At 42.2% G+C, this 21,634-nt stretch carries 12 protein-coding genes; 6 read left to right on the forward strand and 6 right to left on the reverse strand.

The window, feature by feature from the left end:
- Positions 1–199: 199 nt before the first annotated feature.
- Positions 200–2,566 carry an NACHT domain-containing protein gene (locus H6F44_RS13190; protein ID WP_242016562.1) on the reverse strand — a complete coding sequence of 789 codons (2,367 nt, stop codon included), beginning with the start codon at positions 2,564–2,566 and terminating at the stop codon, positions 200–202.
- Entirely contained in the window at positions 2,545–3,438 is an 894-nt protein-coding gene (locus H6F44_RS13195) for an alpha/beta fold hydrolase (protein ID WP_322096221.1), read from the reverse strand. Before H6F44_RS13195 ends, H6F44_RS13190 begins: the two co-directional genes overlap by 22 nt.
- A gap of 346 nt (positions 3,439–3,784) precedes the next feature.
- On the opposite strand from H6F44_RS13195, the gene H6F44_RS13200 reads away from it, so the two are divergent.
- The 5 genes from H6F44_RS13200 to H6F44_RS13220 all read left to right on the forward strand — a co-directional run bounded on the left by H6F44_RS13200 (position 3,785) and on the right by H6F44_RS13220 (position 13,122).
- Positions 3,785–4,966, forward strand: a complete 1,182-nt coding sequence (locus tag H6F44_RS13200) for a response regulator (protein ID WP_190351435.1) — start codon at positions 3,785–3,787, stop codon at positions 4,964–4,966.
- A gap of 263 nt (positions 4,967–5,229) precedes the next feature.
- Positions 5,230–6,432, forward strand: coding sequence for a response regulator (locus H6F44_RS13205; protein WP_242016563.1), 1,203 nt, complete (start codon positions 5,230–5,232; stop codon positions 6,430–6,432).
- Between the two features lie 161 nt (positions 6,433–6,593).
- Positions 6,594–6,971, forward strand: coding sequence for a response regulator (locus H6F44_RS13210; RefSeq protein ID WP_190351439.1), 378 nt, complete (start codon positions 6,594–6,596; stop codon positions 6,969–6,971).
- 47 nt (positions 6,972–7,018) lie between these two features.
- Positions 7,019–7,672 (forward strand): hypothetical protein, encoded by a 654-nt coding sequence (locus H6F44_RS13215; protein ID WP_190351440.1) that lies wholly within the window; start codon positions 7,019–7,021, stop codon positions 7,670–7,672.
- 65 nt (positions 7,673–7,737) lie between these two features.
- The gene (locus H6F44_RS13220) at positions 7,738–13,122 is read left to right on the forward strand and encodes a methyl-accepting chemotaxis protein (protein WP_190351441.1); all 5,385 of its coding nucleotides are present in this window, start codon (positions 7,738–7,740) and stop codon (positions 13,120–13,122) included.
- A gap of 154 nt (positions 13,123–13,276) precedes the next feature.
- Here the strand turns inward: H6F44_RS13220 and H6F44_RS13225 are convergent, their stop codons facing one another.
- The 4 genes from H6F44_RS13225 to H6F44_RS13240 form a co-directional block, all read right to left on the reverse strand.
- Entirely contained in the window at positions 13,277–16,645 is a 3,369-nt protein-coding gene (locus tag H6F44_RS13225; protein ID WP_190351443.1) for a helicase-related protein, read from the reverse strand.
- 49 nt (positions 16,646–16,694) lie between these two features.
- Entirely contained in the window at positions 16,695–17,267 is a 573-nt protein-coding gene (locus H6F44_RS13230) for a Uma2 family endonuclease (RefSeq protein ID WP_190351445.1), read from the reverse strand.
- 108 nt (positions 17,268–17,375) lie between these two features.
- On the reverse strand, positions 17,376–17,624 hold the full coding sequence (locus H6F44_RS13235; protein ID WP_190351447.1) for a DUF4926 domain-containing protein: 249 nt from the start codon (positions 17,622–17,624) through the stop codon (positions 17,376–17,378).
- A gap of 5 nt (positions 17,625–17,629) precedes the next feature.
- Positions 17,630–20,485, reverse strand: a complete 2,856-nt coding sequence (locus tag H6F44_RS13240; protein WP_199302118.1) for a DUF1156 domain-containing protein — start codon at positions 20,483–20,485, stop codon at positions 17,630–17,632.
- A 124-nt stretch (positions 20,486–20,609) separates the two neighbouring features.
- On the opposite strand from H6F44_RS13240, the gene H6F44_RS13245 reads away from it, so the two are divergent.
- Positions 20,610–21,620 (forward strand): AAA family ATPase, encoded by a 1,011-nt coding sequence (locus tag H6F44_RS13245; protein ID WP_190351449.1) that lies wholly within the window; start codon positions 20,610–20,612, stop codon positions 21,618–21,620.
- Positions 21,621–21,634: the final 14 nt, after the last annotated feature.

Raw genomic sequence — 21,634 nt, forward strand, 5'->3', positions numbered from 1 at the left:
GATAGTAGCCAGAAGTCTCTCCGAGCAATAGTTAGAGACTAATAACGCCGCCAAATATTGTATCGTCTCTATACAGTTTACACCTCAAACCCAGAAGACCCGTTTTATATTTTTCCATAAAATAGTATTTTGTTTGATCTGATGAATACTTTGTCTGAGTTTTCGTAAGATTTGCCAGTTAATCAGGTCAAGATAATGTTTAGTTTACAAGTAAAAATAGACTGTTTGTGAGTGCTTGTCTTGTTGATTGATGGATATAACAGTCACTTTCAAGGCATTCTAAAACTAGCTGATTGGCTTTGCAATATTGTTGTAGCAGCTCTAGTTGAAGTGGTGTTAATTCCCACATATGTCCAATGTTGCGGTAGTTGATAGACTGTTGTCTGAGGTGATTTGTCCAGTTTGACCACGCCGTATTATTATCGAATTGATCAGGACGTTCATTTATAAGATTTCGTAAGGATGTGGCTAGATTTTGATCAGCCATTTCTTGAGCATACTCTAATGCAAGGCTGAGATCTAGATCTAGATCTAGATTCAAATCTATATTTGCTTGCTTTTCAATCGCATGACTAAGATCAAAAGCTAGATCAAGGTTAAGACTCTGGTTTTGATATAGATCGAGATCGAGTACTAAAGCGCGAGCAAGAACACTGGCTAAGTTTGTAGAATTACTTTGAGCGATAGCGCGTACAAGCGTTAAGTAAAAAGTACGAATGGATTGAGTCTTTTCTTTTATGGAAGCAGATTCAGATTTTTTATGCACCCAATCCATGAGTCTTTGCAGTTGAGGCTCATTGGTAATTATTTGATCTGATTTTTCCTTCATAAGGATTAGTAAGTCATCGGCTAATCTCATCATGCTTACCGCTAACTTTAGAATATCATGCCATCGGTAATCGTTAATTTTACTAGCGAGAAGGTTCAGTTTTTCTTGCCTGCCGTCATTAATAATTTCTCGAGCTGTTAGATATTCCTGGAAAGTAAGATGGGAAAAAGAATAAATATCTTTGGCTCTTTCTACGAATAAGCCATGCTGTGATTCAATAGATTTGATTATAGCTTCACTGTTAATTTGTAAGGATTCTTTGTTGGTATTTGCCTGAGGTAAGTTGCAGATATAGTCAGTGATATATTGCTCTAAGTCTACTTTTTTGAAGAAATAATCACCTTGGTAAAATGTGGTGAAAGCAACTTTTGCTAACAAATCTTCTTTTCTCTGCATTGACAGATTTTTATAAATTTGATGTCTTTCTATATTGCGTTTAGCATCCCATTTTTTGAGGAGCACATCTAGTCCTTCACGGTATAGCTCGGCCCGATTATTAGGAAAATCACCATATTCATCAAATACGAGACAGAGTAGTGTGAGCAGTAGTGGGTTAGTTGCAAGTTCTTGAATAGGGCGATTTTCTTCAATTTTTCTTAGGAATATTTCTACGTTCTGAGGTTTGCTTCCGAACCAACGCTGAGCAAATTGGGTGATTTGGTTAAATTGAAAGTTTGCGATTTCTACTTCAGTAAATTTTTCAAATACATATTCTTGCGCCCCCAGTCGGCTTGTAATGATGAATCGATTATTATAATAATTATCTGAAAACTCTCTTATATCTTCAATTACTCGATTTAGGTCTTCTTCTTTTACTTCATCTAGTCCGTCAAGAAACAGGATGGCGCGACCATATTGCAAGATTGTTTTGATTTGAGTTTCGTCTGTGATGCTGTGAATTTGTAGGTCTTGATTAATGTATTCTACGAGGCTAGGCTGAGATTCGCTGCTAGCATACTGTCTGAGGGTGACAAAAATTGGTACGGCATTACTAAATATTTCTCCTTGCGAACATTTTAGGGCTGTGTATTTTAATAATGTAGTTTTGCCTGCACCTGGTTTGCCTAAAAGCATAAGTTTAGAATAGCGATTGAGAATTTCTGTACTAGTTACTCTGTCTGCGGATGTGGGATTCATGGCTACTCGATCTTGTTTGTGGTAATTGGCGAGGATTTCGGTAATGTTTAGGCGGCGGCGACTGGTAATTTTTTCAAGGAAATCTGTGCTTGTGTAAATTTCTTCGAGGTTAACGGGGCGAGACATATCAAGAACTCGCATTGTGGTGCAACGTTCTTGAATAAGCTGTTTGGTTTGTAGTCGTAATTGCTGTACAATATTTTCAATTTCATTGTCATGAAAGTTCATCTCTGAGAAGTATATTGAGTCGGGATTGTTGTTGAGAGTAAGAAAATTATTGTTCTCACGCTCTAGATGGTTTTGCAGGATGTGAATTAGGCGATTATTTTTGCCGGGACCTCTACCACTAATATCAAATTTTCGATATATTTCACCCATTCTTTTACGATAGGCTTCTTCCGAAATCCCTATGATGTTGGCAACTTCTCTGTCTTCATTGTTTTGTCCAAAACGTAGTATAAATACGTTTTCTTGATCTTTAGAGAGTTGGTATATTTGTGCCATTTTAGAGAGGAATTTGGATGAAAACATATTGAGGCTGTGTTTGCTATATTTTTGTTGAGGTTGGACCGTTTTTATTAGATGTTTTGGGCGCACCATTGATCTATATCTGCTAACAGTTGTTCCCTAATTTCCCAAGGTAAGAGATGGGCGGTGTTGGGATAGCAAATTAGTTGGCAGTTGGGTAGTAGGTGGGCAGTTTCTATGGTGGAGTGAGGGGTGATATGAAGGTCTCTGTCGGCAGCGATCGCTAGGCATGGCATAGTAATTTTAGATAGGTCGCCTGTGCGATCATAACCTTGTTTGAGGGCTTTTGAGAGTGCGTTGTGGGCATAGTGAGATGTTTGAAAAAATGCTTTGCTACCTATGTTTGTAATGCAGTCATAGGCAAATAAAGTATGTTGTTGAATCAAATATTTAATGAGGGAGTGTTTGCCAAACCATTGAATATGCCATGTCGGGGGGTGGGAGAAGGTTTTTGATAGCAACCAATGTAAGAATATGGCGATCGCTAAGTTAGTGTATTCCCACCAATGGATTTTAGGTAAATTGCTGCGAGGCTTAGCGGCGGTGGCAATTAAAATCAGTCCGACAATTTTGGGGCGAATTGAGGGAGGTGCGGCTACGGTATCTTTTAACGCTTCATAGCGCAAAGCTAGTTCCATTGCTAAGATCCCTCCAAGAGACCAGCCTAGAAGTAAATAGCTGTTTTCATCAGAGTGGTTGGAAGTACAGGATATGTTAAGAATATTTTCAAGATCTTGTATGTGATCTAACATTGTAAAGGGTAAATTTGCTTTACAATCTCCATAACCGCGTAAGCTTGGAGCGAGCGCCTGTATTCCTTGAGACTGGAAATGTTGAACGAATATTTGCATTGCATCACTGTTGCCAGGATGTCCGTGCAGGCATAAAACTCTTAAATTCTGATTTTTCATTAATGGTTTGATATGTGTAATCTGAGCGTACATATGCGATAAATTTCTTGGATATCGCTATGTATTTTTCTTTTTTATAGCAGTTATAACTTTTTAAAGCGGTCAATAATTTTATGAATCTATTGGAAAAATGTTTTTGTATCTCTTATATCTTTGATTATTTGTCACATAGGTAACTCTATATATAGAAATTAAAATTTGGGATGATTGATAATCCATGACCCCATCTGATGTTTTTTAATGCCTTATAACGCTTGGAGCTTACTTAAAAAAGCAAGAATAGATTTCAAAGTGCTACAAAGCACCTTTTTTAAAACTATATCTGCACTACTCAAAGCCTCAATAGACTGCAACAAGTTTTTATTAGATTATATTAGAAATGACTCAAACTACAAACTACATTGTTCCGATCGCGGAAATTATACCAGATCTAAATTATTCTAGTTTGATATCAATGCTAAACTTGATAGGCAAACAGACAGGAATTGCTAAGATTAAAACTTCACGTTTTGCTTGGAATATATTTTTGTCTGGAGGAGATATTGCTTTTATTGAGGAGCGCAATGAATTTTTTGTCAGTTTAAAACGCAAACTTAAGATCCATAAGTTGCATATTCGTCCTGACATATTAGAGATTTTGGCTAAAGCGCCAGCTAATAGCTTAGAGACTTGTCATCTTTTAGGGGAAATATATGAGCAGGATCGAGATGTAAGTCTAATAGTATTTAAGGAGATACTATTAGAGAATTTATTGGCGATCGCATTAGAAAAAAACTTTTCCTTAGAATGGCGACCTTGGACTTCAGAGCCAAAGGTGATTTTACCGATTTGGCAATTGTCGGATCTAGAAAATGCAGTCGCTAAGGTAGTTAAACAATGGCAAGCTTTTAATCATGTGCGGCATCCTTTTCAGACGGTACAGTTACTTGATACAGAATGTAGTATTTCACAGATTCCTCTATTTGCTCAAGTAACTAATGGTAAGTATCGCATTAGTGAGATTGCAGATCACTTTCAACAACATATTTCTCGCACTGCTTTAAAGTTAGATAAACTGGCTGAAAATCGGACGGTGGCAATTTTGCCATTGCCTAAGCGATCGCCTGCTATCAATCCACGAGATAGTGAACAGGAAAGTGAAATTATATCCGAACTGTCTCATAGGCGATCGGGATCTCCTAAAGTGATGATTGTTGATGATTCCCCCGTTTTGCTCAAGCAATTTGGTGACTTACTCACGAGTTGGGGATATCAGCTAATCTTGATAAATGATTCTGCACAGGCTACCCAAAAGATGCTGTCAGAAAAACCTGCTGTTGTATTTATGGATATCAATATGCCAAACCTCAATGGATTTGAGCTACTCAAACAAATCCGCCGTCAGCCTACCCTTGCAGCCACACCACTGGTGTTGGTGACATCAGAAAATAGCATTACCAATAACTTTCGAGCGAAATGGGCAAGCTGTCGATTTTTAAGTAAACCGCATACTGCTAATGACATTAAGGACTTTCGTGAACAGGTGAGAGCCGTGTTACAAGAACTTGCGCCACTACCCTAGTCTCAAAGCTTTGCTATACAACGCTTTTTAAAATATTTTTGGATGGCTCAAAGGTTTAATGGACTGTAAGCTATAGAAACCTTTGCCACCTTGCTCTACTACTTATTGAGTGGGAATAGAATACAATTAGTGAAACTTTAGGGAATGTATCTCAGACAACCAATCTAATCTGTTTGGGGTTGTTAATATTTAGAGTGAGACGATCCGTTTTGTTGTGATAATTTTTCTGTTCAGATGTCTCTCAGCCCAAAAACATGATTGCCATGACAGGTTCATTGCCTAACTCAGACCAAGTGTCTAACAATTTGACGGATGGGCAGGTCGTGAGAAATGCAACATTGCATATTTTACTTGCGGCTATGCGCGTTATGAGTCGCTCTACTGGAATCCTTCAGGTGGAGACTAGATATCATCGTTGGAAATTTTTGCTTGCAGGGGGAGGTTTAGCATTAGCGGAGGAGGAGGGACAGGTAATACCGACATTGGTAAGAAAATATGCAAACAAAGGAATAATTTTTTCGCGAATTCCTGAATGGGAGCAACGCCAAGTTAATCGCCCATACTGTTACCCTTTTGTGAGTAATGTTTTTAAAAAGCATCCTGAAATTACTAAGGATGTAGTTAGGGAGATTGTCCTAGAAAATTTTCTGGCTTTGCATCTTGAAGAAGAGTTTGCTTTTGTCTGGCAACCTGCTAATGATCTGCCAATTAATTTGCCAGTTTTGCCTTTGGCAGGATTGGAAAACTCGATCACAAATGAGGTGCGGCAGTGGCAAAAGTTTGAATGTGTACACCATCCTTATCAATTAGTGCAGCTAGTTGATGCGGCAAACCTATTGGCGCGGGTGGGAAATGATAATTTCCCGCTATTTGCCAAGGTAACTACGGGGCAGGATCGGATTTGTATGATTGCGGATACTTTTAAGCAGCCAATCTATCGCACTGCTTTGTTATTGGATAAGCTGGCTCAAAAAAATATTGTTTCAATTATGCCGCTCAATGAACGGCGATCAGATATAGAGATTGGTGCATCTTTGTCTGAACCAGCGATCGCTACTAAAGATGAGCCAAAAGTATTTATTGTCGATGATTCTCCTGTATTACTACAGCAGATGCAACGTCTATTAACAACTTGGGGATATCAAGTGGCGCTGACGGATAAGGCGGAGGAGGCAACAGATCGGATCTTGGCCTATAGTCCTGCGGTAGTTTTTATTGACATCAATATGCCAGGTTTAAATGGTTTTGATTTGATTAAGCAAATTCGCCGTCAGCGCGAGCTGGCAAATCTGGCACTGGTGTTGGTTACTGCGGAAAACAGCATGACTAACAACTTCAGAGCGAGATGGGCGAGTTGTCGGTTTCTCGCTAAGCCACGCTCTTCTGCGGATACACCTAAATTCCGAGAAGAATTGCGTACCCTGTTAAGGGAGATTGCACCATTATCAACAGATACTTTAGTTTGATTGCTACCCTTAAGTATTTCAATCATACATACCTAAATATAGAAGTTATCAAGCTGGGTTTTCCTTATTCTTATTAATGGTTGCTAAGCTTACTAAAGTAAATCTCTACAGTTTGTTTCTATTTGTAAAAATTTAATCTTAAAAATTTAATCTTAAAACTTATGAGCCAACATTTTTTAATAATCGATGATTCTGCTACTCAGAGACATTTGCTAAGTTCCTTTTTACAGGATCTTGGTCATACCGTTGATATCTGTGAGTCCACTTTAGGAGCTTTAGATAAAATCACGAAAAATCGCTATGCCGCTATTTTTTTGGATATTGTATTGCCAGATCAAGATGGCTATAAGTTTTTGAGAGAGTTGAGATCCCATGATACAGTGGCTGCACAGTATGTAATTTTATGCTCTACAAAAAGCACTAAATTGGAAATTGATTATGGTTTGAAAAGGGCTAAAGCTAATGACTATTTGCCTAAGCCTGTCAGTCGGGAGTCCTTATCTATGGTGCTTGATAAATTGTTGCAACAGGTAGGTTGATTTTGTTTAGGGAGCATGATCGTAAAGGGCTTGATAAAGTTAAAACTATGGAAATAGATCGTCTACAAAGTCACCTTGGGGATGCATTAATACAACCAAGCAATCGCTATATTGTCGCTAAGGTCTGCGATCGCCTGATTACATTCCCTGATACTTTAGTGGCGGAAATATTGATTGTTGAGCGGAACTCTATTTTGGTATTGCCTTTTTATGACGCGGCGATCATTGGTGTTGTGCATCAACAGGCAAGTGTGATGCCCTTGTTAATGTTAAGAACGCTTTTGGATGGGGCGCGATCGCTAGTAGCAGAATCGCTAACTGTGATCAAGCTCAGTGAAGCTGCTCGCCAACTGGGCAAAGCTGATCATAAGTTGGATTTGGGCGGGATCGGGGTAATTGTTGATCGGGTGATCGGTAGTATTGCCATTGATGAGTACATAGATGCGGTAGCTAATTCTAGTGATTTAGGGAAAGCCATCTTCCCCTTGCCTAAGTTAAGTAATATTGAGTTAAATGATATTTTGATGACCGAGATGGGTGATGGATCGAAAAATTCATCAAAGAAATTTAATCAAGTAGTAGCGAATATTGGGGATAACGAGTATACTCCCATTGAAATTGTTCTATTGAATACTCCTACCCATATTTGGCAACCGCAACGCTGGCAAAGCCGTGGGCAGAGCCTTCTAGATAGAAGGTAAATTAGGTGTATTTTAGGATGATTAGTAGTAAAAACATCTGAATCTCTTTCCTCTAGCGAACGCATATGGCAAGCACATCTAATCCCAAAAAGGCAACATCTTTGGATAAGTCTGGTAAGCCCTCGCCAAAGCGATCGCCTAATGCCCAGAAACAACCAATCAACCCATCCAAGTCAAAGGGCGCAATGGGGTTAGGTTTGCTTTTGATGGCGATCGGCGCTTCGCTAGTGGGCTTAGGTGGGCTAGGTTACTTGGTTTATCAAGAGTTGCTTGGTGCTTCGGAGCGGGAGATTGAGCAGTCGGCATTGGCTCAAACCCAAACGATCGCAGCTAGGCTGAATAATATTAGTCGGTCTGTGGACATGACGGCTGGTGCGGCTAGATCGTTGTGGCAACAGTCAAAGCCCAAGGTGGCTACACCCTATCAAAATTTATTACTTGAGCTATTCAAGCCTGATTCTTTGGTGGCTGGGGCTGGAATCGTCTCGGATGGGAATTTATTGCCGCCACCTGCCAAGGGCTTATCTATCTATGTTTGGCAACAAAAATCCGAGATTAAGGTTGAGCCTGCGGGTAAACCTTTGGCAACGGGGTTAATGGTTTCGAGCCGTGCTGACAGCATTAATAGGGATTGGTATAAGCAATCTGTTGCTGGTAAATCTAGCTGGAGTCAACCCTATGAGGCTTTGGGCAGAAAGATAATCACCTACAGCGCTCCTGTGGGGGATGGAAAAACGACGGTGGCTGTAGTCAATGCAGATGCGATCGCCACAGAAATTTTGGCATTAGATAGCCTTGACAGTAGGATTGGCTATGTTGTGTTTGGGGCGAATGGAGCCGTGATTACGGGTTCTGCACAGTTTGCCGCCCAGCAGTCCCAAAATCCTGCGATCGCTGAATCTATTGCGAGTTTGGCACAACAGGCGGTTGCTCAACCCGCAGGCATTGCTCAAAGCGGTGGCAATTTGTGGGCATATCGACGGGTTAATGGTAGTGGTCTGGTTGTAGCAACTTATTTACCTCAATCAGAAATTATTAACAAGTTGGCTATGCTTGTGGGTGGGGCAGCGATCGGTCTTAGTGCAGTTTTGGTGATCGCAATTTTGGGATTTATCAACAAGCTTAAAAAACGCCTTCAGCCCCTCGTAGAAGATTGCGATCGCTTTTTAGCTCAAAACGGCGATGTCACTAAACACAATTCGGGTGATGAGTTAGACCACCTTAGCGCCGCGCTCAAGTCTACCTTACAACAGGTTAAGAGTAGCGAAGTGCGCCTACGCAATGAGTTAATCAGTAGCAATGATGAAGATATATCGCGATCGCAACAGGTGCAGCAAAGCCTAGCCGAAACCGAAATGATCGAAGCCGAGGTCGGGGATTTGCTAGATGTCGTATCTTCTATGGAAGAAGGGGATCTCACCATCGAAGCGCAGGTTAATGATCGTGCCACGGGTTTAGTTGCTGACACCCTAAATCGCCTACGCGAAAAATTAGTGGAGATTATCTCCAGTGTATTAGGCACGGCGCAACAGGTGGCAAATGGGGCATCCGACCTAGAAGAATTGGCAAGGACGGTGGTGCTAAATACCGCAGAGCAGGCGCAGTCGGTTATTCAAGGACAGGCTCTCACCGAGCAGGTGGCAAATATTGCCAAACAGTCAGCAGAGCAAGTCAATGTGGCCAACCTATCCTTACAGGAAGTGCGCGATACGGTTGCCGATGGACAGACCGCAATCAATACCCTAACCGAGAGTATTAGCGTATTGCAAACTGGCTCGGCGCAAATTGTGCAGCGTATGAAAACTCTGGGCGAGTTTGTGGGGCTAGCGGAACAATTTGTACAGGATCAAGGACAGATCGCCTCACTCACCCAAGTTTTGGCGCTGAATGCTACCCTAGTTGCGGCAAGAGCGGCGGAACAAAAAGATCCAAAACAATTTGCCAGTGTAGCCCGTGAATTTGAATCGATCGCAGGACAGGTCAATGACTTGGCAACCCAAACTAATGATGGTTTAACAGTTCTGCAACAACGCACCTCACAAATTCAAACGGTGGTAACGGCGATCGATAGTGAAGTGCAGAATCTCAGTGGGCTAGTATCAGGATTTACGGAGGGCGTGGAATCTTCACAGGATGCATTTAACAGTATTCAAATGGCTACGGAAGAGGTGGTACAAATTGGGCAGAGCATTACTAGTTCTAGTACTGCGATCGCTGAAGCCGCAGGGACAACCGCTACTTATATCAGTGAGATCGCGCAACTAGCAGAACGTACTGCGGATTTGACGCGATCAGCGAGACAGCAGGCTGAATCGATGGGCAATCAGGCACAGCAACTACTACAAGGGATTCAATTTTTCCGCTTGCCTGAGGCGGCGATCGCTACGATTAACAATGTTGCCAATGCGACAAAAAACTTCACCCCTGCCAATGTCTCAGCCAATGTCTCAATGGATGAGAGCGCATCACCAGCAACTAATCAACACTATAGCAATAGTCTCTCTGACAACAGAGCCAATGCGATCGAGGAGGAAGATGAGCATAGTTTAGATCTCGTGTTACCAGCTTTGGCGGTTACAGGGGCTGTGGCAGGAGCGGCAGCCATAGCGGTCAATCAGTTTACTAATCAGCAGGACGATGACAGCGAAACTTCAGAACTAGTCCCAGATCAGTACGCCCAGCCACAAAATTTAACCTCTGCGACTGAGGCTTTCAGTGCATCCACCGAGAATATTTTTGATTTAGATATGCAGTCCACACAGGACGATTACAAGCCAGACCAGAGCCTGTCAGCAATATCCACCGAGCCAATGTTGATGGAACCTGTCGATAACTTGACAGATGAACTTGTAGATGATGCGGTGGGGCTTGGTGATGACTTTGGCGGATTTTATGAAGGCACACAGCCTGAAAACCCTGACATATCAGATATTGAAGCATCACTGTTTGCTGATCTGAAACAAGAGGTTTATGATCATGGCTCTATTGACGATGCACAGCTAGATGGTCAAATGGATGATCTTAGTGATCATGATGAACTACCCGATGATCTAGAAAATAGCGGAGAATTTGATCAAATTGGTTTATCTCAAGATCAAAATATGGATTTAGCGCAAGACCTTGATCCTACAAGTCTAGATATAGCGAATTTGAACAGCCCCTTTACTAATCCATTAGAGGATGTTAATCAGCAGGCGATCGCTGAAGCTTCGACTGACCCAATGATTGCTTTGGCAACATCTTCCTTCTTGGAAGATACCCAATTTGGAGCGCCAGCACCATTATCTGAAGAAATGTTGGCGAATGTACCTGCTTCCGTTGATTTTGCTATCCCCACCCTTGAAAATGACGATGACTTTGCGATTCCGCCAATGCAAATCGAATCTTCACTCGATGACTCGAATTCTTTCTTTGATGCGACTGCTTACAATAACTTAATAGATAACGCAACTAATCTTGATGATCCGTTTGCTGTAAGTTATGGCGAGGCTGCGGGTGATGATCCCTTTGGCATTACTTTTGGCGATGCTGATAGTGATATGTCTGATGAGAATACCGATGGTTTATTGAGTCCTGTATTGGGCGCTGAGAGCAATTTTGACTATAACTTCGATGAAACTCCTACTACATTTGATCTTAATTCTGAGATTGATGAAGCTATGGGAGAACCCCTTAATGATGGATATGAGTATCCCTATGCCATTGACTACAATTTAGAAGACAACTTCGACAATGGTGTCAGTGAAAGTTTTGCTAATGATGCTGATGCTCCTAGTGCTGATGCTACTAGTGATGTTGATAGCTTTAATAGCTTTACTGATCGCTTAGTTGATTATGCTGCTGACGCTAATGTTGATATTGATATTGATACTATTGATACTAATGTTAATCCAAAATACGATGCGAGTGAATTTAATCTCAACTTCTCTGAGGTTCTTGATGATGATGATGAATTTGAAGAATCCAGTAATGAATTTGATACTAGATTTTTGATAGGACTGAGTGAAGATGTATTTACTGAAGGAACAAGTGACGAATTTGGCAACGATTTTGCAGCTAACTTGGTGTTAGATGATGCTGATTTAGATGTTGATTTAGATGCTGATTTGAAGTTAGAGTCAACTGTGGATGAGTCTCCAGTTAATATTTTTGAGCAAGAATTTGAGCAAGAATTTGAGCAAGGTTATAATCCCAACTCTGAAGCGATCGCCAATAATATAGAGGAAGAGGGAAGCTTTGAAATCAGTTTTATTGATAGCAATGATTTAGATGTCAGTTTAGTAAATGATCTAGACCTTGCCTTTAATTTGGAAGAAGATAGCGATGTTGAAACAGAATCAACCAGTAATATTTTTGATGGAACTTCTGAACATGAGCTTCCTTCGTTATCAATGGTTGTGGAACAATTTCAAGATAAATCTACTCAGCAGGATTTTGGAGGAATTGAGGAAGAGTCAATGTCTGGCTATGGAGAAATGCCGCAAGCCTTGGATGCTAGCTTAGCTGAAGGGCTTGAGGATGAACTGGAGGACTTTAACCGCAGCGAGAGCTTGGATGAGAGCTTGGATGATGCTAGTTTAAGCGATAATTTTGGCGACATGATCACTGCTGAGCCAATAGTTGAACTAGATATTTCCGAAGATGCCCTTGGTTTAGATGACTTCACTGATGAAATGGGTGGCATAGGTTACAGCAACTTTGGTGAGGCGATCGCATTGGATGAGAATAATGACTTTAGTAATAATGATGTGAGCAATAATGTGATTAGTGACCTAATGACTGCTATTGCGCCTGACTTATCCTCTGAAGAACTTAGAAGTGATGGCTTTGGTGTTATTTCTGAATTGGATAAAATGGATGATGTATCTGGACTTGACAATATTTTGAATGATTTAAGTGTCGATACTGAAGTCAATCTATTGGATGGATCTGAAGAGATGGAAGATTTTATGGGAGAAGATGACTTAGGAATAATTTCTGAGGTTAATCCCATAGGCGAGAGTGCAGGACTAAATTTTTCTGATAGTTGGTTAGATGACATTATTGACGACAAGCTTGATGATGATGACGACACTAGCGCCGTATTTGGATCGTTTTCTACGGGGTTCCCGTCTCTTGATGATTTGCCCAAATCTATAGATTCTCAGCCAGATCCGTCAGTTGCTGACAAGGCGAATAGTTTTATCGATGATCTGATGGGCGGTAACTCAATGGATAATCTTTTAGACTCAGAAGATAATGCGGAGTTTGATTTTTCAGCATTTGAAGATTTGAGTAAGTTGCTGCAAGCTAATCCGCAGCCATCGACACAAACATCATCAGCAAAACCGCCAACCCTATCAGAGGCAAAGCCCAATGCCCATAACCATGAACGTCAAGTTTCTGAAGCGCAGTCTGAGATCGAGGCATTTTTATCGTCAGACTCATTAGAAAACAATGAAAGTCTGTAAAGTGATCATTGTACAGAAAGATATACATATACAGCTTAGTTTTGCCAGAGTTTCGCCGCAGTCAAATCTAAATCTCCCAATAATGGCGAAGCGATCGCCGTATCCCCTATAAACACCAACTCATCATAAAACCCCTCAACCCATTGCAAAATCGTCAACTATTGTAAGAGACAGGCAACCAAGAACATGGCAATGCTTTGAATAGAAGTATTTCAAATAAGGGATCGCCAAAGGTCATTAAACGTAAGGATGGATGCTCATCAAAGATATCTGGATCGAAAGTAACTTGATAAGACCGTTCGCGCAAGCTTCCAGCTTGCAATTGCCCAGAATCTACAGCTTGCGATCGCCCAGAATCTACAGCTTGCGATCGCCCAGTATCTCCTAATCGCAATGTCCAAACCTTGTCTCCAGCATCCTCAAAAGTAATTCCTGCTTTTTGCAGGATAAGCGATCGCGTAAACATTTGCTCGATCGCCTCAGCATCGAAGGGAGAGGTTGGAATCGGTTTACGCAGTTCAGTAAGGTCAGCATCGACATCCATGGCTACAGCTTCATTGATTTTGGGCTGCAAGGGAGATATGTCTAAGGTTTGGTCAAACTCTGATAGCAAGACATCTTCTTCAAGTGGATCGGCACTCATCACGGCGCGTTCGATAAAGGTGGGAACGCGGGCAAGGATGGGCTGGAGATTTCCGACAACGGTGGTAAAGGCTTTAATGCGATCGCGTAATTTAAGATAGACCTTGGCTTCTACTGTGCCATCGTAGTAAAAATTATGGATTCTCACCTGTGAGAATTTCTGTCCGATGCGATCGATCCGTCCGATACGTTGTTCTACGCGCATGGGATTCCAAGGCATATCGTAGTTAAAGAGAACGCCACAGGTTTGCAGGTTCAGCCCTTCACTGGCTGACTCAGTGCAAAGTAAGAGTTTAATTTCACCATCGCGAAACCGTCTTTTGATTTCTTCTTTAGGGAAAATCTGCCAAGCATTTTCTTGGTATAGTTCGCCGCCACGTCCTGAATAGCAAGCAACTTGAGAACCGTACAACTGAAGCAAGGTATCGCGCAGATAGTCCATCGTGTCAGTGTATTGCGTAAAGACGATCGCACTATCGCGCTCTAAGGATTCTTGACGGAGCTTTTTAATAAATTCTGAACGTTTGGTATCTTCTCCTGTATTCTCAAACTGTGTGAGTAGTTCTTGTAGATATTCAATTTCTTTAGGATCGACAGGTTCCATAAAGGATTCTAAACCTTCGATGATTGCGTCATCGGCATCGTCTAAGTCGCTGTAGTCATCATCGGCTAATAGATTTCCCTGTTGGGTTAGCAGACAATCTAACCTGCGCTGTAAGGATTTCTCGATCGCATAAAAGGAACTGGTGAGACGCTTGCGATAGAGGGTCATCAAGAAGCCCAAGGCTTTGCGGTTTTCCTTTTGAGCAAGGCGATAAAAATGACGGACGTAATTACTCACCTCTTGATATAGCAAAACTTCACGATTTGGTTCTAGGACGATCGCATTATCAAAGACTTCTCTAACGGGGACATCTTTATCCAAAAAGCCGCGTTTGTAATATTCCCGCAAGGTGTCGCGAGTATGGCGAAACATCAGGTCTTTGATGGGGGTATTTGCGCCTAGAAATTGCTTAGAAGCTTTGATGAAATGATCGTTGGCTAGATATTTTTGCGGAGATGTAATCTTTTGTCCACTTTGCCACACATCTTCAATCTGACAAGCCAATAGGCGATCGCTATTTTCTAAAGCTTTTTGAATTTTTGGGCAAGGCTGTCCACCTGTAGCAAAGTAATCGACAGACATGGTTTGCCAAAAGTTGAGATTGTGCGGATCGGCGGGTTCGGCGAGGGTGGCGAAGTACTCACAGAAAGCATCGGGCGATCGCCAACGTCCCTCTAAACCGATGAGTTTGAGTAGATCAAACATTTCGATCGCATCGATTTGCATGGGTGTCGCTGATAGCAACAGTAGGGCTTGAGTAATTGCCCGCAGCCGATCCATGAGTTCTAGCAAACGGTTAGGGGTATCTTTGCGGTTTTGTGGGCTTTTACGCCTTGCATGGTGGGCTTCGTCCAATACTACTAAGTCCCAAGGTTCGGATTCTAGTAGCTCTTGCATTCGCTCTTTACGCCGCACCAAATGACTAGACGCAAGGACTAGGTTTTGCTGATTCCAAGGGTTTCCCGTAACTGTGACAGATTGTTTGTAAGGATCGATTAGTTCATTTTTGCCATAGGACCAGAAATGTAAGTTAAATTTTTCGCGCATTTCTTCTTGCCATTGCGGTTGAACGCTGGCAGGAGCGAGGATTAAAACTCGTTTTACTTTTTTGGACAGTAACAAATAACGCAATACCAAGCCTGTCTCAATGGTTTTGCCTAAGCCAACTTCATCGGCAATTAAGGCATTGCGCGGAAACTCGGCTGCCATGCGACGCAAGATTTTCATTTGGTGCGCCCAAGGTTTGACGGGAATGGACTTAACGGAAAAGTCTAGGCAGCCTGCATGGTCATGAATATTGGCGAGTTGAAGGAATTGCTCTCTTTCCTTTTGAATCTCGTCCGCGCAAGCGTCTCGCTTGCAATCCTCTAAAAGAGAAGGAGAATTTTCTTGATTTTCAAATTTCTCATTATTTTCAAATTCCTCATTTTCAGGATTTTGCACGCTAGAAGCGTGCGCGGACGGGGGATCATCAGGCAAAATTTTATCGGACGGGAAATCAGAATTTAATTTAGGATTTGGCAAAGGTCTATCATCAAATTCAGCTTGTGGTTTCCAGTCTGGCTTTTGGGTTGGTGCATAACGCAATAGCTTTTGTTTTACGGCTGTGGGAATTTCAAACACTCGCACATTGGGAAGTTCATCTTTCCATAGACGTTCAAAGCGATCGCTTTCATGTTGTACCCGTTCTAAATCTCTACCGCCATCCCATGAAAAGAAGACGTGAAAGGATTCGCGATTGGCTTGCCAGCCACCAATTGATTCATTGTTAGAGCCATTAAAGGCTAAGCGATCGCCATTGGCATCGGTGATAATGCCCACTTTTTCATGAAAGAGATGTTGGGGATCGAGAACGCGATCGCTGGATTCGGGTAAGCCGCTTGGTTTGAGGGGAATGGCAATGCGAATGTCCAGATATTGATTAGCAATTAACCAACTGAGAATTTCAAAATGCTTGAGTTGGGCAAAGTTGCTCGGTGGGGTGAGGTCGGTATCTAGGCGGCTAGTCAAAGCATCCCGCAAGGCGTACCCCTGTTGGACGGCTTGGAGGTCTTCGGGCGAAAACTGACAGCCCATGATCAGGCGCATTCTGCCTTGATTTTCCAGTAATGCACCGATGCCTCTGGCGACACGGCTGAGAATGCTGCTATTAAAAAATCCTGCTTTGCGATCGTATTGCAGGGCGCATTCGAGGGCAGGAATATAGAAGTCGGTGATTAGGTTGTCTTCATCACTGCCGTAGCCGATTTTCCAGTGGCGATCGCGAAGGTTTTTCATGTTCTCTAGCAAGAGTTAGTATTGGTTCCAACTTAGAAATATTTATTTTTCAGAGCGATCGCAAGTCTAAACTAAACTCAGGCAAGATATCCTCACCAGATAACACATCAGGATTAGTGAGAACTTCTACTGCTTGGTTTTGGCGATAAATCTCGACAATATTCGCCCTGCGATCTAGCAACCAGCCCAGTCTTGCGCCATTTTCGATATATTCCTGCATCTTCGCTTGCGTCTCTTTGCGCGTGTCCGTTGGCGACATCAACTCCAAAACAAAATCAGGTGTAATCGGAGGAAACTTTTCTTTTTGAGAATCAGTTAATGCATTCCATCGCTCTAAGCTAATCCACGAGACATCAGGCGATCGATTAGCATTATTAGGCAACTTAAAGCAAGTCGAAGAATCAAAGACTTTGCCAAGTTTAAAGCGATTATTCCAAATCCAAAACTGAGCAACTAAACCCGCATTATAAATTCCCGTTTCTCCACCCGTCGGAGCCACAATAATTACCTCACCTTTAGAATTACGCTCAAACTTGATATCAGGATTGGCGAGACATAGCTCATGGAACTGATCGTCAGCAATTTTGGCGATCGCCTCAAGATTTAAAGTTACCGTATTCATGCTTTTCGTTTGAAGATACAGTTGTGCTTAAATTTTAGCAAAAAAAGATGGACATGAAAAATTCTTGTTAGTTAATCATTTTTTCAACCTCTAAAAAAGATTGGTCAATTAGCTGGCTAAATCTAGCTCAAGAGGCTCATAGTGTAGTGAAATTAGTTGCTCTGCTTTAACAGCGATCATTGCAAAAGCTTGTCCATCTGTGCCTGAAAATTCAACCTCAAAGGCTTTACCATCCTCATATTCTTCAACTACTGTACCTACTTGACCGCGCCTCAATAAAACCCAGCGATCGCCCATGAATTGCTTGGCGCGAATATTGCTGGTTAGGACGACCATATCATGCAACTGAATTTCCATTTTCTCTATTCCTCCTCTAATTCTGTTGTATCAAAATCTAAACCCATCTGACCACCTGACAAGTCAAGTTCGGGCTGCACATAACTAACCTTAGCTTTAATCTCATCCATCGCCAGCCAGAGGTCGGCAAGGGCTTTTTCTTCGGGGATGCGTTTGCGCGGATCGCTGATGTGGGGGATGACGCGCAGGGCTACTTCCCATGCTCGCATGAACATCTCATTGCTGAGTAAGCCTGTGGCTTTGATGAAGCGGCGGACGGGTTCGATGGTTTGTTCTTCGAGGTAGATGGCGGTGATGGCGTGCAGTCCATCAATGAGATAACGGGCGGAAAATTCATTGTCAACGAGGGAGAAGGCGTGTTTTTTGTAGCGTTGATCGGGGCTGAGGAGTTTGCAAGTACCGCTTTTGATGTCGAGGAGTTTGTAGGTTTTACCGAGGTCGGCAACGTTGAAACCGCCAATAGCGAGGGCAAGCTGTCTAGCATCATCAAAGGGAAATTCACGGGCTTGAAAGGCATCCCAAGCGAGGAAATACCATTGTGTCAGTGGGTCAAATCCTGCGGTGTCGGTTTGGGCAAGTTTGCGGAAACGATAATTGGCTACGGCTTTTCGTGCCTCGGCAAAGGCTACTTCGGGGCGAACTTCTACGCCTGTGCTGTCGAGGATGGGATAGTTGCGGGAGAAGACATTGAGGGCGGGACCAAAGGCGCTGAGATAAAGGTCGATGCCTTGAATTTCATTGGCTTCAAAGTCGGGAGCGCGTTGTTCGACTAGGTTGGCGACTTCGGGGCGGAGGTCGTCCCACCATGCTTGTCCTGCGTTGGGGTCACGTTTGCGGCAAATGAGCAGGACGGTACTAGAAACGCTATTTTTCTGGGCTTGGTGCAGATTTTGCGGGTTTTCGGTGCTGACTGCCCAGCTTGCGGTGATTTCAAATCCTGCGGTGATGAGGGATTGGGCAAGAACATCCCATGCGCCAGAGTCTTTGTGATTAAACTGTACGGTCATTACGCCGTTGTCTTTGAGAACTCGGTAATATTCACCGAAGGCGCTTTGCATTTTGGCTTCATAGTCTTGGTAAGCAAGTTCTTTGGGACTGACTCCCATATCGCGAAATCGCCCCAAATTTGCAACAGCTTCTCGATCTTTATCTGTGAGTTCTTGTAAAAATAAATCTGGGAAAACATCTCCTAAAACTCTACGCTGCCAAACATAGAAGAAATCTGATAATTCTGCATAGGGAATCGTGTCGTAATAAGGCGGATCAGTAACAATTGCATCAATGCTTGTATCTTCTAAATGAAATAGACTATCGGCTGAAGCTGAATCAATTTGAAATGTTTTTTCAGTATGATTCTCTAGTTCTTGAAAGCTTGACGAATTAATCTTTGTGCCGAGTAATTCACAGAGTTTTGTATAGTCTTCTGAAACTGCATTTGCACAATATATCCAAGCCCTCGATGCTCCATTGAGTTCTGGATAATTCCAAATTAAATTCAGGGCATGAGTTTTTGATGCTCTATCTAACATAGTTCTAGTTGAATGCCATCCAGAAACTCTTGAATTATGATCAACACATCTATCTATAATCAACGATAAATAAGTCAAAATAGCCTGTGATTTTTCTTCGCCTAAATCCTTTCTAATCTTCTCTTTAGCCTCATTTATAATCTCAGCATAAGTTACCAAAGTTAAAAGCTGACGCGGATTAAAATATTTGTCCCATGTCGTTAACCCGTAGCGATAAGCCATCATATATTGAGGATTGTCGCTGCAAGGTTCTTGTGGAATTAAATGATAAGAAGAACCATCATATAAATCTTGACTTTTTTGAGTCGCTTTTTCATATCCCAAAGCATCCATCTCATTAGGCATTCTAAATTCTAGTGAGCTTTTATTTTTTTTATAAGCAACCACATAAATCTGATGTTCAAATCCCTTTGTTTGAGCATAATTAATCAAATATTCTTGCTCGATGACATTTTGACAATTTGGACATTTCCCAACACTACGAGAAACTGTAGAAAAATCATCAGGATCATAATCACCATCAGGCATTTGAATAGAATTACCTTTACCCTTTTTGCCCTTAATTAATTCAAAATCAACCCGTTTTTCTGCCAGATTTGGTATCGGTTTAACCGCACAAATTTCACCCTTTTTAATCGCACTTGGCGATCTATCAAGCCACCAATTCGGACTAAGCGGCACAACTGACTGACAACTCGGACAAACAACAGTATGCGCCCAGAGATAATTTTGCACCTTCTCCCCATCCTGAGACGGGAAAAAATCCTTTAGCCGCTTCTCTGCCTCATCACCAACCCACTTCACCCACTTATCAATATCCTCCTGCAACGCCGCCCCAAACTTTAACGGAAACTCGATCGCCGCCTTCATCGTCACCACCGCCACAGGATTCAGGTCAGACGCAAACACCCGCAACCCATACCGCGCCGCCTCAAAAGGTATCGACCCACCACCCGCAAACGCATCCAACACCGCAGGAGTCTTATCTCCCCACATCTGCTCACAAAGCTCCTGTACCCGCTTCACCCGTTCAGGATCTGGCGGCGTTTTATATAGCCTTGTGCGCTGGTGGCGATTGCTTTTCTCAGTCTCACTTTCATTTGCCCTAGCCATATCTAAGCCTAGCAAATACTCAAACTCCTCCATGCTGATATCCGCAGGCAACAGCGAACCCAACACACTCGCCCGACTAAACGACAACGGCTTCCGCGAATACCACCGATGCAAACCCTTAAACGGGTTGCCCCCATTTTCATAGTAAACCTGCTCATTCAGCAGCTTCACAGGCATAATTTTTTCGATAAAAACTGGTTTGCGATCGGGCTGGGGCATATTCTAAAAGCAGTATAATCAATGAGACAATAATAGTGTTATTATAGTTCGATCTTTGAAATCAAAAATCTTGATTTAGTTGAGTATGGCTTAGTGAAAACTGGAGTAACAAATAGGGTATCGTATGGCAAGGGGAGAACTTCTGAGAAAACTCTTCTTAAACTTTTCTCTCAATGAAAGAGAAGGATTCTTTGCTGCGGCAGCAGAAATTATTGAAGAAGAAAAAGCTAAAAATCACGCCCTCCTCGCTAGAGATCTCGAAAAAATTTTGCAAAACGCAAATGGCAAAGCACTAGCTTCTAATAGCTTTAACTATGATCGCTATCCCGAAGTCCCCAAAGATCGGGAGACAGGATTGGCACTTATTGATGTTCAAAAATTTGATTATTCATGGGATCGGGTAATCCTTAATGAAACTAATCTTGCAATACTCCAGACAGTTGCACTTGAAAATCGTAAGCAAGAAGTTTTAGAAACCTATGGACTAAAACCAAAGTTAAAGCTACTCTTTTGCGGACCACCAGGTTGTGGCAAGACTCTTACAGCTAAGGTGATGTCTGGAGTTCTCGGAATACCACTTGTCTACGTTAACCTAACGGCAGTCTTTTCTTCTTTTTTAGGTGAAACGGCTACAAACCTAAAGAAGATTTTCAGCTATGTGGAAACAGGTGAATGGGTAGTCTTATTCGATGAATTTGATGCTATTGCCCGCGATCGCAATACACTGAACGAGCATGGTGAAGTCAAACGATTAGTCAATAGTTTGCTTCAGCTTATCGATACCTCTAATAGCAAAAGTCTATTTATTGCCGCTACAAACCATGAATCGTTGCTTGATAGTGCTGTATGGCGTAGATTTGATGAAATCCTCTTTTTTGATAAGCCTAACGTTAAGTTAAAAGTCCAGTTATTAACTAACTATCTATCTGCGTTCAGGCATGAAAAAATCTCTTTTGAAGAAATTGCTTCTAAACTTGAAGGGGCAACGGGGGCAGACATTGAACGTATCTGCGCTGATGCTATGAAAGCAGTAATTCTGAGAGGCGATCGTCAGTTGACTCATAGCGATCTGCAAACTAGCATAAGACGTTATACAGAAAGGCAGGGCATCATAAGTCGCTCGGCGACTTTTTAAAAAACATAAGTTAA

The organism is Pseudanabaena cinerea FACHB-1277 (genome assembly GCF_014696345.1).
Classification (GTDB): Bacteria; Cyanobacteriota; Cyanobacteriia; order Pseudanabaenales; family Pseudanabaenaceae; genus Pseudanabaena; species Pseudanabaena cinerea.

What these genes read in the sequence shown, in the direction of transcription:
- H6F44_RS13235 (WP_190351447.1), bottom strand. Translation starts at nt 17,624, where the DNA reads ATGGAAATTCAGTTGCATGATATGGTCGTCCTAACCAGCAATATTCGC.
- H6F44_RS13205 (WP_242016563.1), top strand. Translation starts at nt 5,230, where the DNA reads ATGACAGGTTCATTGCCTAACTCAGACCAAGTGTCTAACAATTTGACG.
- H6F44_RS13200 (WP_190351435.1), top strand. Translation starts at nt 3,785, where the DNA reads ATGACTCAAACTACAAACTACATTGTTCCGATCGCGGAAATTATACCA.
- H6F44_RS13190 (WP_242016562.1), bottom strand. Translation starts at nt 2,566, where the DNA reads ATGGTGCGCCCAAAACATCTAATAAAAACGGTCCAACCTCAACAAAAA.
- H6F44_RS13225 (WP_190351443.1), bottom strand. Translation starts at nt 16,645, where the DNA reads ATGAAAAACCTTCGCGATCGCCACTGGAAAATCGGCTACGGCAGTGAT.
- H6F44_RS13240 (WP_199302118.1), bottom strand. Translation starts at nt 20,485, where the DNA reads ATGCCCCAGCCCGATCGCAAACCAGTTTTTATCGAAAAAATTATGCCT.
- H6F44_RS13215 (WP_190351440.1), top strand. Translation starts at nt 7,019, where the DNA reads ATGGAAATAGATCGTCTACAAAGTCACCTTGGGGATGCATTAATACAA.
- H6F44_RS13230 (WP_190351445.1), bottom strand. Translation starts at nt 17,267, where the DNA reads ATGAATACGGTAACTTTAAATCTTGAGGCGATCGCCAAAATTGCTGAC.
- H6F44_RS13245 (WP_190351449.1), top strand. Translation starts at nt 20,610, where the DNA reads ATGGCAAGGGGAGAACTTCTGAGAAAACTCTTCTTAAACTTTTCTCTC.
- H6F44_RS13195 (WP_322096221.1), bottom strand. Translation starts at nt 3,438, where the DNA reads ATGTACGCTCAGATTACACATATCAAACCATTAATGAAAAATCAGAAT.
- H6F44_RS13210 (WP_190351439.1), top strand. Translation starts at nt 6,594, where the DNA reads ATGAGCCAACATTTTTTAATAATCGATGATTCTGCTACTCAGAGACAT.
- H6F44_RS13220 (WP_190351441.1), top strand. Translation starts at nt 7,738, where the DNA reads ATGGCAAGCACATCTAATCCCAAAAAGGCAACATCTTTGGATAAGTCT.